This is a genomic window from Lysinibacillus fusiformis, assembly GCF_003049525.1.
Taxonomy (GTDB): Bacteria; Bacillota; Bacilli; order Bacillales_A; family Planococcaceae; genus Lysinibacillus; species Lysinibacillus fusiformis.
This window is the reverse complement of sequence record NZ_PYWL01000010.1, coordinates 67585-90401: the sequence shown is the minus strand read 5'-3', so window position 1 is coordinate 90401 and position 22817 is coordinate 67585. Positions and strand designations below refer to the sequence as shown.

Sequence of the window (22817 nt, the reverse complement as noted above, 5' to 3'; positions counted from 1 at the left end):
AAACGCAGTAAGTTCTCTTTGAGAGGGGAACTTACTGCGTTTTTTATTAAGAACGCAAAATATAAGGTTATGCCCCTATTGTGATGTAATTAGTTGAGAGAAAGAAGATGCATCAAATTGGTTTTGTAATGCTTCGAATGTAAATAATTCTTCAATATGATAAGTCCCCGCTGGATATTTGTTATCTAGAAGTTCTCTAGCAATGGCAGCTGCAACCTTTGCTGTCACAAGTGATTCATCACGACCTTTAAAGTCTAGTGTCACATTCGCTTCTTTATGTTGTATCTTACCAATAGCTTCAATTTGTATGGAGCATACATCTGTACCCATTTTTATTTTTTGAACGAGGGAGGCAAGCATGGATTGTACTCCTTTAAATTTCAATAAATAGGCAATACGACTTTTTTGTAAGAAGGCGACAAACCAATTAAGTGATTCTACATCAAAGCCTAATCTCGTCACAATGGGAACACTAGGAAAATGATGAGCTAATGTGTGCTGATCTGAAAAGTTGAATTGGTACACACTACGTTTTCCAATATCCCTAAATTGCACAGATCTCTTACTAGTGAAATTAGTAATAATCTGATTTTCGTAATGGGAATACGGAATATTTAATTGTTGCAAAATCCAAAGAATAGCTGCAGTGCCATGCGTATCTCCGGCTCCTAGTAAAATAGAAATATGAAGCTTCTCCATAGTGGTTAATGGATTGGTCGCATGCATGGCCATTATATTAGTTAGCCCTGGAGCCATACCGACACTGAATATGGCAGTTGAACGATACTCTATAGCTGTCGAATGAAGATTTTTTAGTTGTTTGAGGAAGGTATGGCTAGCAGTAATATCAATATACTTAATTCCTTCTTTCAAGCAGAGCTCTGCAAATGTAGTATCTTGTTGCTCCAAACACATAATGACCAAGGCTACATTGGCTAATTGCTGTGGATGTACAGTTCTAGATACATCCATTTGTAAAGGTGCCCCGAGACCATCATGCTGTGCACAAAACTGTCTGGCTTTTTCTAAATTCCTTCCGGCGATACATACTCTATTTGGGTAACTAGAGAGTAGTATTTTTGCAATTTTACGACCAACTTCACCATATCCGCCAACGATTAATATATTATCTCTTGTCATTTGTTTACCTCTTCTTTAATGGCTAATAAGGCGTCGACCATATGTGATTTAAAATATGGAATTACCGTTGAAAATCCGACTTCATGTAATAGGTCCGTTAGCAATTCAAGTGTAATTGGATAGGTAGAGGAGCCAAAGGATTGCTCAAAGCGTAACCAGTGTTCCTCAGATAAATCATTTTGCAGCATAGAGCTTCGCCAATACTTGAGTTGGTGTTGGAATGATACAGCTGACATGTCTGCATTAATGGATGATATGAATAAAATTCCGCTATCCTGTAAGCTATCCGACAATTTTTGTAGTAGAGCTTTTTTTTGTTCATGTTCCTCAATAAAATGTGAAACTAAGTGACAGGAAGCCACTTCAAACTGATGGTCAAACACTAACGCAAGTAAATCTTCTTCATACCAGTCAATATGAAGAGGGGATTCCAATTTCTCAATATGTTTACGGGCAGCCTGTAGCATAATTTTAGAAGTATCAATGGCTGTAAAGTGAGAGAAGGGGAAAGCTTGCCCTAGTGAAAAGAGTTCCTGACCGCCACCAGCTCCAACTATTAGCATGTTATCAGTGGGATAACTTTGAAGAATATCGGTCATCATGTCATAGATAAGGTCATAACCACTAATTTTTTGTCGAATAGTATTTTGGTAGTTAGAGACATTAGGATTGTGCCAGTCATGTTGTGGATTTTTCATTTTTACCTCCTTGTTGTACAATTTAATTAAGAATTATTCTCAATTATAAATACTTATGGAAAATGTGCTATCCCATAATTCTGGGGGGAGGAACTTTGTGCAAGATATTCATTATTGGAAAAGAAGGTCAGAAGTCCACTTAAAAGATAATCAGAATTCAGTTCAATACCGACAAAAGATGATAGAAGAATTGCGTGATTTTATTAGTTTTGACGCATATTGTTGTACGATGACAGATACTCAAACCCTTTTTTCTATAGGAGCTGTTACAGAGCAATCAATAGAGGATATCCATCAGCAAATAATGTCTTTGGAATACGACTCACAAGATATAAATAGCTATGTATATCTTGTGGAAAGTGGCAAATACATCGGTAAACTTAGCGATGTGAGTAGTCAGAGTAAACGTTATCGAGAGGTGTTAGAGCCCCATGGATTTAGTGATGAAATTCGAGCTGCATTGATGTTTCATGGGCAATGCTATGGGTTTTTAACACTGTTTAAAAGGATAGACAATGGACAACCCCATTTCCAAGATGCTGATGTAAATCAAGTGAAAATCCTCATGCCTGTTATGGCTGAGGCATTAATGGGGTTCTACCATACGATTATAGATGAGCGACTCTTTATCGAAGAGGAACAGAGTGGAATCATTATTTTGGATGAAGAACATCATATTATTTCCACCAATACAAAGGCGGCTCAATTGTTAACACTTTTAAGAAACAATGAAGGCTTGCTTGATTGGCAAATACCCAAACCAATTCAGGCATTTTGTGCAAAGCTACAGGCTAACAAATTGAACAGCCAATATTCGTTATTAGTGCCAATTAATAATAAGGGTTATGTAACAGTCCAAGCATCAGTTCTCATGACTGCAGATTCACAGCAGCAAATAGCTATACTATTAAATGAAGCATCTCCTAAAGAAATGTTACCCTATTTACTGATAGCCTATCATCTTACACCTAGAGAAAAGGAAGTAGTAGTTGAAGTAATGAAGGGGATACCGACAAAAATTATTGCACAAAACCTCGGAATTTCTAGTTATACCGTTCAAGATCATTTAAAGCTAATTTTTCAAAAGGTAGATGTTGCCGATCGGAATGAATTAGTATGGAAGCTCTTTACTCGTTTTAATTGAATAAATAAGCCTTACGTAAATCTGTTTATGTTCATAAAAGGGAGCATGAGCAGATTTTTTTGCTTTCTTGACAAAATTATAGGTCCAAAGGTTAAGAAAAATTAACCTAAAAAATGGAATTATTTCGTAGAAGAAAATAGGGGAGTTGTACTATAATAAAAACCAGTAGGAGAGTCCTGAGAAAAATACAATACTCGACACCAGTTTTAGGTAGTAAGAAACAGAAAATAGAATACATTTGCTTTTATTATTCTGAAAATTCTGTTAAAGGAGGAAGCAATGATGACGTGGACTTTTTATTTAAACGTTACAAATGACACAGACCGAGATTTAGAGTTAGTAGAATCGCAGTTACACTGGGGTTATTGGAATACAGATGGTGAAGAGGATAAAAAACCTCAAACGATTAAGGCAGGTGAAACGGTTCAAGCTGTTGGAGCCAAATCAGCCTTTGGGCCAAATGGCTATGAATTTTCTTGCTCCTGGAAAGATAAAAATAATACAACACAATCACCATATGGGGTAATGAGCCTTTATGTAAATGTTCCCTATAATGACCCAAATGAAGCTAGATGTCTAGCAAATGGATATTTTGAAGTAACAGAGTGGAAAGACATTCCACACGATGGTCATAACTTTGTTCGAAATATACGAATCTCTAATAAAATGGATAAATTGAAACAAAAAGAAATAAGAAATAATTTATTTACGGACTGGTACAAAATCAAAACATTAAACGAAATTGAAGATGTTCGAGAAATTGATTTAAACCAATCCATTCCCAGTGGTGTTCATTTTGAAAAAATGCCATTATTTCGAACGCCTCTCTTCAACATTTCTAAAAAATTATGGGACGGGGTCAATGATTTAGAAATTGATAGCCTTTATTTAAAGCAGCGAGAGGCACAACAGTATTTTTCTGTAGAGGTAACTTGCTTAAGAGGAGATGCTTCTAAAATTGAAACTGTTACTAAAAAAGGAAAAATTACAGTCATAGATGAGTATGGATTGTCTACTGCTAGTAAGGTGGTGGAGGAAAAGGTTTGTACGATTGAAACTGCCCTTAAATTTACTGAGAAGGCATCTGTATCAGATGAAAAAGTCGTGAAAGCGAGCGTAGCACAGGAACTACAGGCAGAATTAAAGGCGAAATTCAATATTTTAAATGCTATGACAAAAGAGCAACATCAAACAGAGAAAAATTCAAAGACTAGGGTTTTTGAAGCTCCCTCTGATAAGGATATGGACGTTGTGCCATGGATTTTTAGTAAAATGATTCTTCTTTACCGAACAGACAATAATAATATCACAACACTCATTGGTGCATCTGAATGGGATTATGCAGTCTTACACCGTACGCATGTATACGATGTGATGAATAACGCGGAGAAAAAAGTACCGACAGGAGGAGCGTACTAAAATGGCGACTTGGACATTTTCATTAATGATTACAAATGCAACAGACCGTGAGCTTGAAGTGTTTCAGTCACAATTGGAATGGGGAATCTGGAACACCCAAGATGAGGAGGACAAGGAGCCGATTAGTATCCCACCAAATACAACATTACAAGCATTGGGCATAAAAGCATCCACTGGTCCAAATGGCTATGAATGCTCTTGTTCGTGGCGTGATAAGGTACAGCCAGGCGAAAAATCCTATGGCACCATCTCGCTTTTCCTGGACGTACCTCAAAAAAGTAAGAATCGATCTGAATGCTTAGCTGACCATCAATTGCACGTAGATAGTTGGGAAGACTTGTCTGAAAAAGGACATAACTTTGTAAGATCTATCATTGTGACTAATAAGAATGTTTAGAAGAAAGTGGAACAAACATCATGAAAATAGAGCTTAAATCTATAGCAAAGGAGGATGAAGCACTCCTCTATGAAATCTATGCCTCTACAAGAAATGAAGAAATAGATTCATGGGGATGGTCGGCTGAACAAAAGACACTTTTTTTAGATATGCAATGGCGTGCACAGCAAGCTTCCTACAATCAGCAATTTCCAAGAGCGAGTCATTGGAAAATTGTCGTAGATGCTGAGGGCGTTGGCAGGTTTCTCACGGAAGAGCAACCTGAATACCATCATCTTATAGATATAGCTTTATTGCCAAATTACCAAGGGAGAGGCATTGGGACACTTCTTATTGTTCAACTTCAGAAAAAGGCGAGGGAACAACGCAAAGCAGTCGTATTACAAGTTCTTAAAACTAATTCTGCAAGAGATCTTTATGAAAAACTAGGATTTCAAGTTATTCAAGAAGATGAGATTTATATGAAAATGCTATGGAAATAAAAGAAAAGGAGAGTGTTGGCATGTCGGAGGCGTATCTAGGTGAAATTCGTATGTTTAGTGGTAAGTTTGCTCCAATAGGTTGGGCTCTTTGTAATGGACAACTGTTATTGATTAATCAGTATCAGGCTCTTTATTCATTAATAGGAAATAAATATGGTGGGGATGGAATAACAAATTTTGCTTTACCAGACTTACGTGGAAGAATCCCCATTCATTTAAGCTCGCAATATCCTATCGCGAGTAATGGCGGAACGGAAAAAGTAACACTAACAGAAACGAATTTACCAGCCCATACTCATATAGTTTCAGCAAATAAAGAAAAAGCGGATACAACAGAAAGCTCGCCAGCTAATAATGTATGGGGAAAAGCTGATTTAAAGAATTATCAAACAAATATAGCTAGTGATATTGTGCGAATGAATACAGATTTAGTGGCGTCTGTGGGTGGAAATCAACCTCATGAGAATATGATGCCATCAATGGCCATTAATTTTATTATTGCCACGCAGGGTCTTTACCCTGATTTTTCTTAAAAGGGGGAGAGTATATTGGCAGAACCGTTCTTAGGAGAAGTACGGCTATTTAGTTTCGACAAAATACCTCAAAATTGGTTACCGTGTGATGGCCGACTATTACAAATAAGACAGCATACAGCACTTTATTCATTAATAGGAAACCTCTATGGGGGAGATGGTAAGACTACTTTTGCGCTACCTGATTTGCAAGGAAGAGTACCACTTCATAAAAGTGATCAAATTACCTATGGGTCCATAGGCGGTGAGGCAACACATACATTGACAATAAATGAAATGCCTAATCACACGCATGAAGTTTATGCTGATGAAGGCGTAACAAATAAACCATCCCCAATGAATAACGTATGGGGAAAATTTGAGGGAAATCCTATGTTTTCTAGTAATGTAAATACTCAAATGAGTTCAACGGCGATGACAGTTACAGGACAAAGTCAGGCGCATAATAATATGCAACCATATCTAGTAGTATCGTTTTGTATTGCAATAAATGGAATTTATCCATCTAGAAGCTAAGGAGGGACAAAAATATGGCAGATGCCTATTCAGGAGAGATTCGAATATTTGCTGGGAATTATGCACCAAGAGATTGGGCTTTTTGTGATGGCAGTACATTACTTATTCAGCAGCATGCCGTGTTATATTCGATTATTGGTAATAGATTCGGTGGGGATGGCAAAACAGATTTTAAGTTACCAGATTTAAGAGGTAAAGCGCCCATGCACTACGGAACTGGCACAGGACTTACAACAAGAGAATTTGCCAAAGAAGTAGGGGTAGAAAGTGTGACATTAAATAACGAGCAGATTCCTGCCCATAAGCATGTATTACAAGGAAGCTCGAAAACAACTGGTGGAGATAGTAGTCCAGAAGGTGCTATTTGGAGTGCTATAGGAGGATTAAATCCGAAGAAATTATATAAAGAGTTTACAGCAAATACAAAAGTAAATATTCATCAGCAAGCAATTGGTTCAACTGGAGGGAATTTGCCACATAATAACATGCAGCCTTATGTAGCACTAAACTTTATTATTTGTTTGTATGGTGAATACCCAGTGAATGGGGAGTGATGTAAATGAAAAAACGTCAACAAGTATATGTTGTCCTTATGTTGATTGCAATGTTGCTCATAATTGTACAACCGTTTTTAGAATTACAAGTAGCGAGGGCAGCAGTTACAACTATCTTTCCAAGTAAGATTGTAACGGGAACTGTCTTTCAAGGAATGCCGAATAGCGTTGGTATTTTAGAAGAAATAGCCGGCGTAGGTGGTTATGATTCAGGTGATCAGACAAACACTGCTTATGTGAAATTTTACTTGCCGTCAAACTATGATTATTCTAATGCGAAATTAAGTCTTACACCTATTCCTGGTTCGGATAGTGGTGGAGATATATCCAATTTGACAATTAATATTGGTAGCTCGGACGATTGGACATTTACTGATGGGAATACATATTCTCTAGCTGATTTACCAAGTAATGTAGGGATTGAGAAGGATTTTTCAAAACCAGCTTATAGTTTTAATAATTTCGATTACCCTATTTTATTACCTATCGGTGATTTACTTACCGAACAGAATATTAATGATATAAGTAATAGTAATATTATTACTCTAATTCTTTCCTCACCTAATATGAAAGATGACTATGCTGTTTTTAACAACATTTCATTAGTCGATTTTAACACCTCACCTCAAGTGAAACATACAGTCAGTTTTGAAACAGATGGAGGAAGTGCGGTACCAAGTCAAACGGTTGTTAATGGCAGTATGTCAACGATGCCGGAGATAGAGCCGACGAAAGCGGGCTATACATTTGGAGGCTGGTATAAAGACGTTGGTTATACACAGACCTATGATTTTACTAGTGTTATCACTGAGGCTACGACAATTTACGCCAAGTGGAATGCGCAGATGCATACCGTGAGTTTTGAAGTGGACGGAGGAAGTGCCATATCCCATCAATCCGTTGCGCACGGAGGAAAGGCAACGATGCCGTATGTAGAGCCAACGAAAGCAGGCTATACATTTGGCGGCTGGTATACAGATGCTGGCCATACACAAGTCTATGATTTTACTAGTGTTATCACTGAGGCTACGACAATTTACGCCAAGTGGAATGCACAGACGTATACCGTTAGTTTTGAAGTGGACGGAGGAAGTGCAGTATCGGATCAATCCGTAGCGCACGGTGGAAAGGCAACGATGTCACAGATAGAGCCAACGAAAGCAGGCTATACATTTGGCGGCTGGTATACAGATGCTAGTTATACACAGACCTATGATTTTAATAGTAACATCACAGGTAACATGAAAATTTATGCTAAATGGAATGCGCAGATGTATACCGTGAGTTTTAATACGGATGGAGGAAGTGCAGTATCCGACCAATCCGTAGCCTATGGTGAAAAAGCGAGTGCGCCAACCCCAGCACCGACAAAAGCGGGTTACACATTTGAAGGCTGGTATACAGATGCTGGCCATACACAAGTCTATGATTTTACTAGTGTTATCACTGAGGCTACGACAATTTACGCCAAGTGGAATGCACAGACGTATACCGTTAGTTTTGAAGTGGACGGAGGAAGTGCAGTATCGGATCAATCCGTAGCGCACGGTGGAAAGGCAACGATGTCACAGATAGAGCCAACGAAAGCAGGCTATACATTTGGCGGCTGGTATACAGATGCTAGTTATACACAGACCTATGATTTTAATAGTAACATCACAGGTAACATGAAAATTTATGCTAAATGGAATGCGCAGATGTATACTGTGAGTTTTAATACGGATGGGGGAAGTGCAGTATCCGACCAATCCGTAGCCTATGGTGAAAAAGCGAGTGCGCCAACCCCAGCACCGACAAAAGCGGGTTACACATTTGAAGGCTGGTATACAGATGCTGGTCATACACAAGTCTATGATTTTACTAATGTCATCACAGAAAACACGACAATTTACGCCAAGTGGAACGCACAGACGTATACCGTGAGTTTTAACACGGATGGGGGAAGTGCAGTATCCGACCAATCCGTAGCCTATGGTGAAAAAGCGAGTGCGCCAACCCCAGCACCGACAAAAGCGGGTTACACATTTGAAGGCTGGTATACAGATGCTGGTCATACACAAGTCTATGATTTTACTAATGTCATCACAGAAAACATGACAATTTACGCCAAGTGGAACGCACAGACGTATACCGTAAGTTTTAACACGGATGGAGGAAGTACAGTATCCCATCAATCTGTAGCCCATGGAGGAAAAGCAAATAAACCAACGTCAGTGCCAACGAAAGCAGGCTACACATTTGGAGGTTGGTACTCAAGCAATACACTGGAAAAACTATTTGACTTCGAAAGTGGTTCTATTACAAGAAACATGACTATTTATGCCAAGTGGATCAGTAATGTATCACCACCTACCAGCAATAATAGTAGTAGTACCAGTGGAAGCTCTACTCCTACAACAAACACAGAACGTATTATTGTAGAGGTTGAAGGAGAAGATGGGATAAATTTATCTAAAACACCGATTACTCGTACAACGATGCCAGATGGCGTTATAAAGGATCATGTTTCCATGTCAGAGGATATTGCTAAGGAAACAATAGAAAAAGCGAAACAATTGCGGAATGATATTGCTCGGATTATTATTCCTGATACAAATGATAAAGTTAGTGAAATTGTCATTGAGATTCCCAAATCTTCAATAGCGCAATTAAGTTCTGGAAACATAAAGTTAGAAATGGCTACTGCGAATGTAGTGATTTCTATCCCAAATTTATTGAACTTTTACGATGATTTATACTTCCGCTTAGTTCCTATTAAGACATCGGAACAGCAACATCGAGTGGAAGAAAGAATAGTAGAAGAAGATATAATTAAGAATTCAATACAAAGTGAAAAAGTGCATTTAATTGGTCGTCCGATGACAATTGAAACGAATATGCAAAATCGTCCTGTTACTTTAACACTGCCATTACCAAAAAATATCACTCAAGAACAACTTGATCATTTAGCTATTTTTATCGAGCATAGCGATGGCACAAAAGAGTTAGTGCGTGGGAAAGTCGTAGATTATCAAAAAGATATGCAAGGTTTGCAATTTGAAGTTCAGAAATTCTCTACCTTCTCTATGCTCTATTTGCCTGAAAATGTGGAGGAACCAACAACACATATAGCCTATATTCGCGGCAATGCAGATGGGACATTCAGACCGAATGCTTTTGTAACTCGCGCCCAAATGGCAAGTATGTTTGCTAGACAACTAACAGTTAATGCAATTCCTACGTCGAAGGCAACATTTACAGATACTGTTCAGCATGACGCCAAAGATGCAATTGAATTTGTGAAACATACGGGTTTATTTAACGGCGTTACGGAGGCAAGCTATCAACCAAATGGTTTCATTTCACGTGCCCAAATGGCTGTAGTAGCGGCTCGTTGGATAGAAAAGCATTGCGTAAACAATCCAAACGCAGATTTTTGTAAACCAACTTCACAAAGTAAAGTTTTCAAGGATGTTAGTAATAATCATTGGGCTGTTCAAGCCATTCATACTGTTAATGCGAGGGATATTATGACTGGTACAACGGCAGACACATTTGACCCCGAGGGTTATTTAACACGGGCGCAAGCAGTGAAGATACTTAATCACTTATTTGAGCGTCAAGTAACAACGGAACATAAAATTCCAATATTTAAAGATGTCCCAAGTGATCATTGGGCATTTAATGAGATTCAAGAAGCGGCAGTAAAACATATTCATAGTAAATAACGAAAATTAGCTAAAAGGCTATGTAATGTGTGTACTTTAGCCAATGAAAACCCGAACAATTTTACAAAACTCTCAGTTTGAGTTTGTAAGAGTTTGGGTTTTCTTTTTGTTACTTCATAAAAATCCGACCTGATAGTAAAGAATACAAAATCGTCTTTGGTATATCAAATAAAGGTTAAGAAAAATTAACTTTTGTCATTATAATATTCTATAGTTAGGTTTTTAGTACTGGTATATAATAAAAAATGAGTTAAAAGTCATGATAAAGGAGAGAGTTTGCAAACTTTTGTATTTACATAATTTCAAAAATAGGAGGGGTCACTTTGTATCGAAAAAGAAAATGTCTTGTGATAGCCATTTTACTAACTTTAATCTGTAGTTTTTGTTTTCAAGAAAAAGTAGCCTATGCAGCATCTGTTAATCGACCACCGATTGTTGTAGCTTCTGAAATAATTCCAAAGCAATCCATGACACTTGGTCAAGAGAAAATTGTCATTGATTTAAGTAAGTTATTTTATGATGCCGATAATGATCCTTTAATACTTAAAGCTATTACTGAAACTGTGGGCATTGTTACAACCGAGGTAAGTTCAAATTTATTAACACTTGAGGCGCTATCCCCTGGAAAGACAAAAATAAAGATTAGTGCAGATGATAGAAAGTTAGGGAGAGCAAGCAGTAGTTTTGAAATAGAAGTTTTACCTAAGTCGAATAATATACCGATAGTAACGCAATTAATAAATGATCAAACTGGGCATGTTGGTGATCCGCCAATTCTGATTGATGCAAGTAATGTATTTACGGATGAAGATAATGATCCTTTAACATTGTCAGTAAGCTCCAATGATGAATCTGTTGCTACAGCGCAACTGAATTCTCAAATGATAAGTATCGAGCTAGTAGGCATAGGTAAGAGTGTCATTTCAGTACAAGCGGATGATGGTAACGGAGGGAGCGAAACGACAACATTTGAGGTTACCTTAACGAGTCCACCAAACCAACCTCCTGTAGTTGCGCAACCTATAAGTAACCAACTAGGTATTGTGGGTGATGTAATCACTATAGATGGAAGTGGTATTTTTTCAGATGCTGACAATGATGTTCTAACAGTAAACGTTTCTTCCAGTGATGAATCCATTGCTACTGTTCAAATAAATGCGCAAACCATTACTGTTCTGCCGATTGCTGCTGGCGTAAGTACAATTACAGTCCAAGCGGATGATGGAAAAGGAGGGCAAGTATCTACAAGCTTTTTAGTTACTGTAACAACTCCTACTGTAAATCATTCCCCAAAAGTAGCTAAGACCATTAGTAATCAGAGAGCAACAATGGGTGGCGATAGTTGGAATGTCTTAGTGGATGATATATTTTCAGATGATGATAACGACCCATTAACCTTGACTGTAAGCTCAAGTAATAGTGGAGTGGTAACTGCTAGTCTGAATGGCACGTCACTTAAAATTACTCAACATTCATTGGGGACAAGCATTATAACTATTACAGCAGATGATGGAAAAGGAGGACAAGTATCTACAAGCTTTATAGCCAGTGTAGATGCCCCAGGATTTTTTATATCAGACTTTGTGCAAAACGGAGAATATAATGATGTCCTAGAAATATATAATGCAACAATGGTTCCACTATCAAATTATAAAGTAGAAATACAGCAGTATAACTTAATTTTTAAACAACATACGGTCCAAACACTAAATATACCTTTAATACATCCAAATACTAATTTTGTAGTCATCCATTCTTATTTTTATGATTTTTTTGATATGACCGTTTCGCCATATTTCAATGAGGAATTTGTTTTCAGAGATGCAACTAAAATAACAGTGTCAATTACGTTAAAAGACAGTAATGGCAATGTTATAGATATGTTAGGAGCTAGGGATTCGAGCGTCTCTATATTGCAAAGTAGCGGTGGCTATATAAGAGATAAAAGGCTACAATCGGGTACTTCAAATTTTAATCATTCAGAGTGGCTATTATTGCCTAAAGATGACTATTCTACAATCGGTCGCTATTAAAACTTGATTCTAAAAAAGAGAGGGTGATTGTTATTCGAAACTCTAAAAGAAAAGTAATGAATGTAATGCTGCTAACTATTTTAGTAATTTATATGATACCTATATCTCCTGTAGCAGCAAAAAGTAATTATTATTCATTTAATGCAGCAACTAATAACGAAGAAATGAAATTGGCCATGACTACGGATTGGCATGTATTACATTACTCTGCTAAAGGAAATGAATTATTTCAAAATTTTAAATTAGCCGATCAGAATTATTTGGCAAATAAATTACTAGTCGAACGTCCACAGACAGGGTATCAATCTACAAGTACATTGCGACAAGTTTATTTAAATGCAGTTAATGATCGTTCATACCTTATAAATGTTAACAATGCGACAGATGAACTTACACTTTGGACCATTTTTATTGATGATGATCATTTAAATTATAGTCATTTTAATCTCCTTACGATTGAAGATCAAGATAGTGTCCGTCAGCAAATTATGATGGCACGTCCTAATCAAGGTTATGCTGCAATAGAAACTTTACAATCTGTGTTGGATAGTAAAGTTAATAGTATTTTAAAACAAAAAGTACAACTTGATAAAGATGCACTTACTATTGTCTATTCTCAAGATGACTCTTCAGAAAATGTAACTAAAAATCTTGTTCTACCGATTATTGGAGAAAATGGTGCGACAATTACTTGGGTATCTGACAAGCCCGAAGTAGTGAAAGATAATGGAACCGTTATACGTCCATCTGCAGACAAAGGAAATCAAATGGTTACATTGACTGCTAAAATTACTATAGGTGAATATGTGGAAACTAAAGTTTTCTCTATTCATGTTAAAGCATTTTCTCCTAATCAAAATGCATTTTTAAAGGAGTTAACAATTTCATATGGTACTTTAAATACACCATTTAACAAAAATACATTGTCTTATACAACCCATGTTCCAAGTACAGTAGATCGTATATATTTAAAACCAATAGCTGAGGATGAAAAAGCTATAGTAACAATAAATGGTAAGGCAAGTACCGAAGCAATAAAGCTTGTAACAGGTGTAAATACAATAAAGATTTTTGTAACTGCTGAAGATGGTAGTCAAAGGGAATATACAATTTTAGTTACGAGAGAAAATGCTCCAAGTAATAGTAAGGATACAACTTTCTCTGAATATGCAGTAACTCTTTCTCCAGAAATTATTACTATAAATATAGAATCAAGTAGTGGAGAAACGGTTTCTAAAATGACTATTAAACGATTAAAAGATACAGATGGATCAATGAGAGATGAAGTAATTTTAACCGAAAAGAATATGTCGGAAGCTATTACTAAACTAAAAGAGGAAGGTTCAGATCAAGCACGTATCGTAATTCCAGATTCACAGGATAGAGTAAAACAAATTGATATATCAATGCCTAATAATATTGTTACTCTGTTAAAAAACAATCAATTGAATGTAAATATTTCGGCCTACAATGTGAAAATCGATGTATCTAAATATTCATTGGCGACATTTAATGACAATTTATATTTCCGTCTAATCCCGTTAAGTGAGGAAAAAGATCGATTAAAAATCGAAGAGCAGGTGAAGCGTGAATTCATAGATCAAAAGATAACGGGTAGTTCATTTAGTAAGGTAGTAGGGCGGCCCATGAAAATTGAGACTAATATGCAAAATCGCCCAGTAACTTTAACCTTACCTTTACCTAAAGATTTATCCGAAGAACAGCTTAATAACCTAGCTATCTATATCGAGCATAGCGATGGTACCAAAGAATTTTTACGTGGGAAAGTTATAGATTATCAAAAAGATATGTTAGGTTTACAATTTGAGGTTCAAAAATTCTCTACCTTTTCCATTCTTTATTTACCAAAAGATGAAGATGTGGAGGAGCCTACGATTGACATTACACATACAGCGTATATTCAAGGCTATGTAGATGGTACCTTCCGTCCCAATGCCCCTGTTACACGAGCACAAATGGCCATGATGTTTGCTCGTCAATTAACAGATAATACAATTCCACAAGCGAAGGCAAACTATACAGATACAATACAACATGATGCTAAATATGCAATAGAATTTGTGAAGGAGAAGGGTCTGTTTGAAGGGGTTACAGTAACCAACTTTAATCCAAATGGCTTGATTACCCGTGCACAAATGGCAACAGTGGCTGCCCGCTGGATAGAAAAGCAATATGCAAATCGTCCAAATGGCGACTTTTGTAAACCGCCCTCACAAAGTGCAATATTTAAAGATGTGAGCGTCAATCATTGGGCTGTTAAATCGATTCATACTGTCAATGAATGTGGTATTATGACGGGTACGACGGCATTAACATTTAATCCAGATGGTTATTTAACACGTGCGCAAGCAGTAAAAGTCCTAAATCGTTTGTTTGCTCGTCAAGTAACGACAGAACATCAAAAGCCAATATTTAAGGATGTCCCAAGCGTGCATTGGGCATTTTATGACATTCAAGAAGCGGCAAAAAAATAAAACGAGGCACGACGATTTCATTAACTAATCGTCGTGCCTTTTTGTCTTTATGTAAAGAGGAATTGATAACCAGAACCTCTTACCGTTACAATGTTAGCTCGATGGCCGGGGATGGACTCCAGCTTTTTTCGTAAATTGCTTATGTGAACTTTTAATGCCTGTGTTTGTCCTAAACTATCTTCTGCCCAAATGAGCTTATATAGGTCAGATGGATGAAAAATTTGCCCTGGTCGCTGTGCTAGAAAATATAGAATATGAAACTCTTTAGTGGATAAGGTTAAAGCCACTCCATCGATGTACATCTTTCCTGAATGTAGGTGGAAGTGGAAATTTTCGATGACTTGAACATCTTCATTTCGTATACTTCCATCTGATAGTTGCTGAACTTTCCCCCTTCGTATAGAAATCCTCTCTATTGTTTTCATTAAACGGGCTTTTTCAATAGGCTTTAAAATATAGTCAATAGCCTGAACAGAAAACGCCTCAATCGCATAATGCTCGTAGGCAGTCACAAACACGATGTCCAGAACATGCGTTAATTCTTCTATCTTACTAGCGAAATCAATACCACTCATCTCAGCCATTTCAATATCTAGAAAAAGAATATCGGGTTTGAGCGTAGGAATGTTTGCTATAGCTTCTAAAGGATTGAGAAATTTTCCAATCACATCAATCGCTCCATTGTCCTTTAACATAGCTTCTAATAAATTGATTGCTAAAATTTCATCGTCCACAATGATTGCTTTTAACATTCTTTCACCTCTTTTCATCCAAAAATAGTGGGAATCTTAATTTTACAGTCGTTCCTTTATTGACAATACTTTCGATATGGAAAGTGGTCTTTTCATATTTTCTTAGACGTTTGGTAATATTGCGGATTCCGACGCTCTGGTGAACGGAGGGCTCCTCTGATAAAACTTTTTCAACTAAATCTTGTGTCATTCCGTTACCGTTATCCTCAATTTGAATATCAATCATTTGTTGATCTTTCTTAATAGTCATTAATACTTTTCCATTTGCTCGCTTGTTTTTTAAACCGTGAAAAAGAGCGTTTTCTACTAACGGTTGAAGTAGCAGAGGGGGAATCAGTATAGGTAATGGCTCCTCCATCTGAATTTCCCATTCAAGTTGATCAGGATATCTCGTCTGGTGAATATTGACATAAGCTTGAATTAGCAGAAGCTCCTGTTCTAGAGGAATAAGGCTATTTGTATTCTCAAAAGCAAGGCTGCTTCTTAAGAACGTAGCAAAGTCAGTTATCATAATACGGGCCTTATCCAAGTCTAAATAGCTTAGCGATAAAATTGAATTTAAAACGTTATAAATAAAATGTGGTTTTATTTGTGCCTGCAAAAACGCTGTTTCCATTTTAATGGCAGTTTCTGCTGATTCCTTTAATAAAATAAGATTTCGCACTCTTGTCTTCAATTCAGCAGTATCTAATGGTTTATGGAGAAAATCATTTGCTCCAGATTGGAATGCTGCAAGTAAATCCTCTGGTCTAATGGCTGCTGTAAGCATTAGAATTGGTAATTCCGCCGAAGAATAGTTTTTTCTGATTTGTTGGCAAACTTCATATCCAGAAAGGTTGGGCATCATAATATCTAAAATCAATAAGTCTATATCTGGATGCAATGTTAATTGTTCAAAAACTTGCCGACTATCATCAACAGCAATGATTGCGTAGTTCTCCTTTGCAAGAATATCGATTAGTACTTTGAGGTTAATATGATCATCATCTGCAATCAATATTTTCTTACCCGATGTTCTTTCCTTAAAATAGGGGAATGTTATTGGTAAATAGTCTTTTGTTAATATAATTTTATTTTGCTGTTGCTTTTCTTGTTGATCTTGCTTAATTGGCTCCACTGGTAGTTTGACGCAGAAAGTTGTTCCTTGATCAACCACTGAATGGACAGTGATTTCCCCGCCATGCAAATTGACAAGTTCTTTTGTTACATTTAGACCAAGTCCAGCCCCTTTACTTGCATCCTCTAGTTGTCGGAAGGGCTCAAAGATCGACTCTAAATGCTCTGGGGCAATACCTCGACCAGTGTCACTTACTTCAATAGTAAGGAACCCCTGCTCTTCATAGCAGGATATCTCCACTTTTCCATGCCTAGTATATTTAACAGCATTTTCAATAATGTTATAAAGAATTTGTCGCAGTCTATCCTCGTCTGCAACAATAAATTTTCCTCGTTCAATGTAGTTGTAAATCTTTACGTCCTTATTGCCGATGTACGACAATATTTCAACGATAACATGGGTGACAGAATAAAGGTCTACATTAGCCAGGCGTAACTTTAGCTCACCCTCTTTTAACTTTGAAAAATCTACTATGTCATTAACAAGATGTGATAACTTTTCTGTAATATTAAATATAAGTGATATTTTTTCCTTTTGTTCCATCGTTAGTGTTGAGCTCTCAGGGGGCTCTAGCATGGACTGAGAAATGGCAATTACACCGTGTAATGGCGTGCGAAACTCATGTGACGTTTTTGCGAGAAATTCATCTTTTAATTTATCCACGCGGAGTAAAGCATTTGTTAATCTTCCTTTTTCCAAGTAGGAATCTGTAAAACGATGTGAAATATAAAGAGAGAGCATCGTTAAACAAATAAAGGGAAGCAAAGGAGGTAAAGAGTAGATTTCTAAATTAATATTGAGATTTAATGTAGCTACAACCATATAGATAAGAATTGCCATAGTACTAAACCATAAATAAATAGCGCCTACTAAACGTTTAAAGATTGCGATCGTTTGAATATAAAGCAAGTAAAAGATATTGATTAAAATATATATAGAATAGACGGCTTGTAAGTATGAGCTAATGGATATGGGGAGCATCACCGTAGCTGATAAGACAATGCCAATCATACAAAGTACTTTCACGAACCTTTTATAGGCAATTTGCTGGAGGGCATGGTAAAAATACAGCAGCATGAAGATACCTGAGCCGATACTTGAAATGATTTGGACTCGTATCAGGGATTCATAGGTGATAGGGAGTAATTCCATTAATACTTTTTCTCCATGAGATATACTGTATAAACCAACCATAAAGCAGAATAAAGAAAAATAAAGCTGCTCAATTTCAAGCTTGGCATATAAGTAGGAACCAGCAAAATAAATAAACATTGTAAAAAAGGCAGCAATAGTAATTAAATCGTAGAAAAGTGAGCTTTCTCTTAATTTACCAATACTCTCTTGATCTCCGATAAAAACGGAACCAATAATTCCTCCGCCTGATGCATAATCAAAGTTAGCGACATGAATGATGATTTCCAGTTCATCCTTGTCAGGCGAAAAATAAGCAACATACGGTACATTTTGTTGTACATATGTCGAATCCTCGGCAGGTTCTCCACTTTGTCCAATACGTTTTTCATTTATGTAAATGGCATTTGACATTCGAATATTACCTGTTTTTATGCCCAATATAGCATCCGTATGATTAATAAGAACTTTTAAACGGTAGGTACCGCTACCAAGTGAAGTGAAAGTTTGATCATCCAGCTTATACCTAGACCATAGTGAAGGGACATTTACTAAATAAGAATGATAGGTGTCAATTTCGGAATAATTCAATAATTTATTAGGAATGAAATCCCATTCTCCATCCAAACTTACAGTGTTTTCGTGCAAGTCATACTGCCTAAGATCGATTACACCTGCAACTGCTTTAGGCGCATTTGGGCTTTCATTATTAAGAAATTGAGTTGTTAACCCAATCGCTACAATACTAATAACAATAAAAATAAGTAATAGCTTTCTCATCTTTGTTCTCTCATTCTTGTCAAATTGGAAGGTACAGATAGTTAAAATTTTTGAATGTACATAATTATGAAATTATACCCATATTATATCATGTGAAAGCTGACTACGAATAGATAAAATGCGCATGATTTCCTATAAAGGGGGGAGGGGTATAGTTGAATTTTGTGCATTTTATGTAATTAAAGTGCATATACTTACAATCAATTTGTTTTTTGCTTATAATAGGGAAGTCAGAATTTTTTTCTGAAAAAAAGTAGCCGCAAAGTGAGCGATTGCGATTGAAAAAATTATTATATGGTGTTTTTTTCGTTGTTTTTATAGTCATTTTTTTGTACGTAAACAATCACTGGCTAGTCGTTAGTAAGCATGTATTCGAATCAGAAAAGGTACCTGCCAGCTTTGATGGGCTACGCATTGTACAAGTATCGGATTTACATGATGCCCTCTTTGGTAACAATCAGAAAAAACTGATTGCTAAAGTTAAGGAAACAAATCCTGACTATATTTTTATCACAGGTGATGTGATTGATAGCAATCGCTATGATTTAAAACAAAGTCTACAGGCAGTGAAGGGACTAGTTGAAATAACGGATGTTTATTATGTACTAGGAAACCATGAAGTGGCGACGAATAAGGTAAGTGAAATTTATGAGGCGCTATCATCGTTAGGAGTACATATAATGGCCAATGAATCGACCGTGTTAGAGCGCGACGGGGAGCGCTTGGCGATTGTTGGAATTGAAGATCCGTTAATGGGTAGATCAACAGAAGAAATGTTGGAGTTGGCTACAGCTTATTTACCAGATGATATGTTTAAGATGTTACTGGCACATCGACCTGAAGTGTTTAATACGTATGTAAATGATGGCATAGACTTAGTATTTTCTGGGCATGCACATGGTGGGCAAGTTCGTATTCCAGGTCTTGGAGGACTTGTTGCACCTGGACAGGGGCTATTTCCGAAATATACGGCTGGTGTCTATGATGAAGGAACGACTAAGATGGTGGTTAGTCGTGGTCTGGGCAATAGCTCGGTACCATACCGCATTTTTAATCTACCAGAAATTATTGTCATGGATTTAAAGAAAAAATAAGCACTGCGTAAAATTTACGCAGTGCTTTCAATTTGTTTTCGTTCTATGCGTTTGACAAGATAGATACTTATTTCATACAAAATAATCATAGGTATTAATACGAGGAGTTGACTAATAAAATCGGGCGGTGTTATGACAGCGGAGCCTACACCCATTCCGATATATGACCAGCCTCGTATTTTTTTCATGGATTCAGCGGTCAGTACTCCAATAGCTGATAAAAACAGGGCAACGATGGGTAATTCGAATAATAGTCCAAGCGGTACTGTAGTCATAATTAAAAAATGCATATATTCACTAGCGGATACCATGACATCAAAATTGGTAGCACCTATGCCGACTAAAAATGAATAGCTTAGAGGGTTTACAACAAAATAGCCAAAAGCGATTCCCAATAAGAACAGTGCCAGCATAACGGGTGCATAGAGTCCTAAAAATCGACTTTCCGCTTCCTTTAGCCCTGGTTTTACAAAACTCCACAAAAAATGAACAAGAAATGGCATAGCAAGACCAAATGATAAGGTAGTTGAAATAGTCATATAAAATTTAACGACCTCAAGCGGTCCTAAAATAATGAGAGAATGACCACGAGTTACAAAGGGGAACCATATATTAATAGTAGAAAAAACAACAATAAAAAATAAGATAAAGACCGTTAGCCCTTTTATTATTTGTTTACGTAGTTCTGAAAGATGTTCTAATAACGAGTTAACCGGTATAAGAGGTTCATCTGCTATATGCTGCTCTTCCATTTTTTTCGCTTGTATTTCAACTAAAGCCTCCATAGGTAACGGAGGCTCAGCTTGTGGTTTATCAAGAGGGCTTAAAAACTTTCTTTTTCCATCCTCATAAGGATCCATAGGAAACCCTCCTACGAAGCATCAGATTTTTTTTCGACCTTTTTCACCGAATCATCATCATCGTCATCGTCTATAAGTCCCTTAGTGGACTTTTTAAATTCTGCAAACGTTTTACCAACTGCTCCACCGATTTCTGGTAATTTTTTTGGGCCAAATACAATTAATACAATAACTAAAATAATAATTAACCCAGGTACACCAATTGCTCCTAGACCTCCCATAAGTCTTGCCTCCTTTAGAATGATTTTTTTATACTAAAGAGCCACCTGATTGACTATACTTTATGACACCTTCTGCACAACGATAGGCTAGTGCTCCCAACGTTCCAGTTGGATTGTAGCCGCTATTATGTGCAAAGTTTCCAGCGCTTACAGCAAAGAGATTATCAACATCCCAGTGCTGCAAGTAGTTATTCACGACACCTTGCTCTGGCGTTAAACTCATAACAGTCCCACCTGTGTTATGGGTTGTTTGGTAGGGCACGATATTATAATCGGTAATTTCAGCATTTGGGACGATTGTTTTTGCGCCCATTTGCTTCATAAGGTCTGCTGCACGCGCTGAGATAAATTTATGAAGCGCACGATCCTGATCCGTAAAGTTGTACGTTAGTTGCATTAATGGAAGCCCATATGCATCCTTGTAGGTTGGATCTAATGTTAAATAATTCTGCTTATGTGGCATGGATGCACCTTGCGCACCAATCCCGAATGAACGTGTATAGTAATGAATAGATTGCTTTTTAAATTCTGGTCCCCATGTAGGTGTATCAGGAGGGGTTGGATTTGACCCAATTGGTCGGGTCCCTGTTTGTGTAAGAGCGATGTTTCCACCATGAATAAAATCTAATTCACTATGGTCAAAATTGTCGCCATTATAGTCGTCTACACACATGCCTAAAGAGCCTGCCCCCATAAATGTGTTATATTGTTCATCAAAGAAACCAGCAGCCCCAGGTAAGATTTGATAGCAATAATTTCGTCCAAGTGTCCCTTTACCAGTAGTAGGATCATATCTTTCACCTATGTCAGAGACCATTAATAGCTTGGCATTGTTAAAGACGTAACTCGTTAAAACGACAGCGTTGGCAGGCTGAATAAATTCTTCTCCTGATACGGTATCGATATATCTTACACCCGTAACCTTATTGCCTTGTTTTAAAATTTCAACAACATTGGAATTGTAGCGTAAATCAAAATTACCTGTTTTTAATGCAGTGGGGACAACTGTAATTTCTGCAGAGGATTTTGCGCCATATTCGCAACCAAAACGTTCGCAGAAGCCACAATATTGGCAAGCATTAATTGTTTCACCATCTGGGTTTTTATAAACCTCAGAGACGTTTGCTGATGGCACCATATAAGGTGTTAGCTTTAAGTCCTGTGCCGCCTTTTCAAATTGCATAAGCATCGGCGTTTTCTTCATAGGTCCGGTTGGATAAGGGTTTGAACGTTTTCCGCTAAATGTATTTTTATCATCTCCAGAAATACCAGCTGTTTTTTCAAACTTGTCCATATAAGGCTCAAGTTGATCGTATGTTAATCCCCAATCCTGAATGAGATAATCTGGCCCAAGTTTGTTTGGACCATAACGTTTATCGGTTAGCGTTTTTATTTGGAAATCATAGGGTAAAAAACGATACGTCATTCCGTTCCAATGTGTTCCTGATCCTCCTAGCCCCTCTCCGAGTAAGAAGGAACCTAACTGGCGCATCGGTAATGCCTTCATATTACGATCATTGCGAAAAGTAACCGTTTCTTTGGATAGATTTTGCATTAAATCATAACGAATGGCATAACGGTATTCATCATGAACGTTTAAATAATCTTCAGTACCACGCTTTTGCCCTCGCTCTAAACCAACTACCTTTAAACCGGCTTTTGCACATTCAGCAGCAACGATACCACCTGTCCACCCTACACCAACTGTTACAACGTCTACACTTGGTAATGTTTTGGCCATGTT

General features: G+C 37.1%; 18 protein-coding genes. 11 read left to right on the top strand and 7 right to left on the bottom strand.

Annotated features, from left to right (window positions below):
- Positions 1 to 75: 75 nt before the first annotated feature.
- A complete protein-coding gene (locus C9J29_RS18700) occupies positions 76 to 1140 on the bottom strand; it encodes a saccharopine dehydrogenase family protein (protein WP_089986881.1) in 1065 nt (354 codons plus the stop codon).
- On the bottom strand, positions 1137 to 1838 hold the full coding sequence (locus C9J29_RS18695) for a class I SAM-dependent methyltransferase (RefSeq protein WP_089986882.1): 702 nt from the start codon (positions 1836 to 1838) through the stop codon (positions 1137 to 1139). The genes C9J29_RS18700 and C9J29_RS18695 overlap by 4 nt, the downstream gene beginning before the upstream one ends.
- 97 nt (positions 1839 to 1935) lie before the next feature.
- On the opposite strand from C9J29_RS18695, the gene C9J29_RS18690 reads away from it, so the two are divergent.
- From C9J29_RS18690 to C9J29_RS18645, 10 genes are all read left to right on the top strand, one after another.
- A complete protein-coding gene (locus tag C9J29_RS18690) occupies positions 1936 to 2982 on the top strand; it encodes a helix-turn-helix transcriptional regulator (RefSeq protein ID WP_090003009.1) in 1047 nt (348 codons plus the stop codon).
- 282 nt (positions 2983 to 3264) lie between these two features.
- On the top strand, positions 3265 to 4401 hold the full coding sequence (locus C9J29_RS18685) for a hypothetical protein (protein ID WP_107922599.1): 1137 nt from the start codon (positions 3265 to 3267) through the stop codon (positions 4399 to 4401).
- Position 4402: 1 nt separating this feature from the next.
- Positions 4403 to 4798 carry a hypothetical protein gene (locus C9J29_RS18680; protein ID WP_107922598.1) on the top strand — a complete coding sequence of 132 codons (396 nt, stop codon included), beginning with the start codon at positions 4403 to 4405 and terminating at the stop codon, positions 4796 to 4798.
- A gap of 20 nt (positions 4799 to 4818) precedes the next feature.
- Positions 4819 to 5280: a GNAT family N-acetyltransferase gene (locus tag C9J29_RS18675; protein WP_107922597.1), complete on the top strand. Its 462-nt coding sequence runs from the start codon at positions 4819 to 4821 to the stop codon at positions 5278 to 5280.
- A 20-nt stretch (positions 5281 to 5300) separates the two neighbouring features.
- Complete coding sequence (locus tag C9J29_RS18670; RefSeq protein WP_089986887.1) at positions 5301 to 5813, top strand: phage tail protein; 513 nt, start codon at positions 5301 to 5303, stop codon at positions 5811 to 5813.
- Between the two features lie 15 nt (positions 5814 to 5828).
- Positions 5829 to 6329, top strand: coding sequence for a phage tail protein (locus tag C9J29_RS18665; RefSeq protein ID WP_090003013.1), 501 nt, complete (start codon positions 5829 to 5831; stop codon positions 6327 to 6329).
- Positions 6330 to 6343: 14 nt separating this feature from the next.
- The gene (locus C9J29_RS18660) at positions 6344 to 6883 is read left to right on the top strand and encodes a phage tail protein (protein WP_090003014.1); all 540 of its coding nucleotides are present in this window, start codon (positions 6344 to 6346) and stop codon (positions 6881 to 6883) included.
- A 5-nt stretch (positions 6884 to 6888) separates the two neighbouring features.
- On the top strand, positions 6889 to 10590 hold the full coding sequence (locus tag C9J29_RS18655) for an InlB B-repeat-containing protein (protein ID WP_107922596.1): 3702 nt from the start codon (positions 6889 to 6891) through the stop codon (positions 10588 to 10590).
- A gap of 323 nt (positions 10591 to 10913) precedes the next feature.
- Positions 10914 to 12623 (top strand): RTX toxin, encoded by a 1710-nt coding sequence (locus C9J29_RS18650; protein WP_107922595.1) that lies wholly within the window; start codon positions 10914 to 10916, stop codon positions 12621 to 12623.
- Positions 12624 to 12646: 23 nt separating this feature from the next.
- Complete coding sequence (locus C9J29_RS18645) at positions 12647 to 15118, top strand: S-layer homology domain-containing protein (protein ID WP_141390458.1); 2472 nt, start codon at positions 12647 to 12649, stop codon at positions 15116 to 15118.
- 47 nt (positions 15119 to 15165) lie between these two features.
- Here C9J29_RS18645 and C9J29_RS18640 read toward each other — a convergent pair whose 3' ends face one another.
- Positions 15166 to 15870, bottom strand: a complete 705-nt coding sequence (locus C9J29_RS18640; protein ID WP_107922593.1) for a response regulator transcription factor — start codon at positions 15868 to 15870, stop codon at positions 15166 to 15168.
- Positions 15871 to 15874: 4 nt separating this feature from the next.
- The gene (locus C9J29_RS18635) at positions 15875 to 18898 is read right to left on the bottom strand and encodes an ATP-binding protein (protein ID WP_089986893.1); all 3024 of its coding nucleotides are present in this window, start codon (positions 18896 to 18898) and stop codon (positions 15875 to 15877) included.
- 278 nt (positions 18899 to 19176) lie between these two features.
- On the opposite strand from C9J29_RS18635, the gene C9J29_RS18630 reads away from it, so the two are divergent.
- A complete protein-coding gene (locus C9J29_RS18630) occupies positions 19177 to 19992 on the top strand; it encodes a metallophosphoesterase (protein ID WP_089986894.1) in 816 nt (271 codons plus the stop codon).
- 14 nt (positions 19993 to 20006) lie between these two features.
- Here the strand turns inward: C9J29_RS18630 and tatC are convergent, their stop codons facing one another.
- Genes tatC through C9J29_RS18615 form a run of 3 tightly spaced genes read right to left on the bottom strand, consistent with a single transcriptional unit; the run spans position 20007 to position 22814 of the window.
- Positions 20007 to 20852: a twin-arginine translocase subunit TatC gene (gene tatC, locus C9J29_RS18625; protein WP_089986895.1), complete on the bottom strand. Its 846-nt coding sequence runs from the start codon at positions 20850 to 20852 to the stop codon at positions 20007 to 20009.
- 11 nt (positions 20853 to 20863) lie between these two features.
- Positions 20864 to 21073: a twin-arginine translocase TatA/TatE family subunit gene (gene tatA, locus C9J29_RS18620; RefSeq protein WP_107922592.1), complete on the bottom strand. Its 210-nt coding sequence runs from the start codon at positions 21071 to 21073 to the stop codon at positions 20864 to 20866.
- Positions 21074 to 21101: 28 nt separating this feature from the next.
- Entirely contained in the window at positions 21102 to 22814 is a 1713-nt protein-coding gene (locus C9J29_RS18615; RefSeq protein WP_036220295.1) for a GMC family oxidoreductase, read from the bottom strand.
- Positions 22815 to 22817 lie beyond the last annotated feature (3 nt).

Excerpts from the sequence above, each read along its gene's own strand:
- C9J29_RS18685 (WP_107922599.1), top strand. The coding sequence starts at position 3,265 with ATGACGTGGACTTTTTATTTAAACGTTACAAATGACACAGACCGAGAT.
- tatC (WP_089986895.1), bottom strand. The coding sequence starts at position 20,852 with ATGGATCCTTATGAGGATGGAAAAAGAAAGTTTTTAAGCCCTCTTGAT.
- C9J29_RS18670 (WP_089986887.1), top strand. The coding sequence starts at position 5,301 with ATGTCGGAGGCGTATCTAGGTGAAATTCGTATGTTTAGTGGTAAGTTT.
- C9J29_RS18655 (WP_107922596.1), top strand. The coding sequence starts at position 6,889 with ATGAAAAAACGTCAACAAGTATATGTTGTCCTTATGTTGATTGCAATG.
- C9J29_RS18640 (WP_107922593.1), bottom strand. The coding sequence starts at position 15,870 with ATGTTAAAAGCAATCATTGTGGACGATGAAATTTTAGCAATCAATTTA.
- C9J29_RS18635 (WP_089986893.1), bottom strand. The coding sequence starts at position 18,898 with ATGAGAAAGCTATTACTTATTTTTATTGTTATTAGTATTGTAGCGATT.
- C9J29_RS18700 (WP_089986881.1), bottom strand. The coding sequence starts at position 1,140 with ATGACAAGAGATAATATATTAATCGTTGGCGGATATGGTGAAGTTGGT.
- C9J29_RS18680 (WP_107922598.1), top strand. The coding sequence starts at position 4,403 with ATGGCGACTTGGACATTTTCATTAATGATTACAAATGCAACAGACCGT.
- C9J29_RS18660 (WP_090003014.1), top strand. The coding sequence starts at position 6,344 with ATGGCAGATGCCTATTCAGGAGAGATTCGAATATTTGCTGGGAATTAT.
- C9J29_RS18695 (WP_089986882.1), bottom strand. The coding sequence starts at position 1,838 with ATGAAAAATCCACAACATGACTGGCACAATCCTAATGTCTCTAACTAC.
- C9J29_RS18615 (WP_036220295.1), bottom strand. The coding sequence starts at position 22,814 with ATGGCCAAAACATTACCAAGTGTAGACGTTGTAACAGTTGGTGTAGGG.
- C9J29_RS18675 (WP_107922597.1), top strand. The coding sequence starts at position 4,819 with ATGAAAATAGAGCTTAAATCTATAGCAAAGGAGGATGAAGCACTCCTC.
- tatA (WP_107922592.1), bottom strand. The coding sequence starts at position 21,073 with ATGGGAGGTCTAGGAGCAATTGGTGTACCTGGGTTAATTATTATTTTA.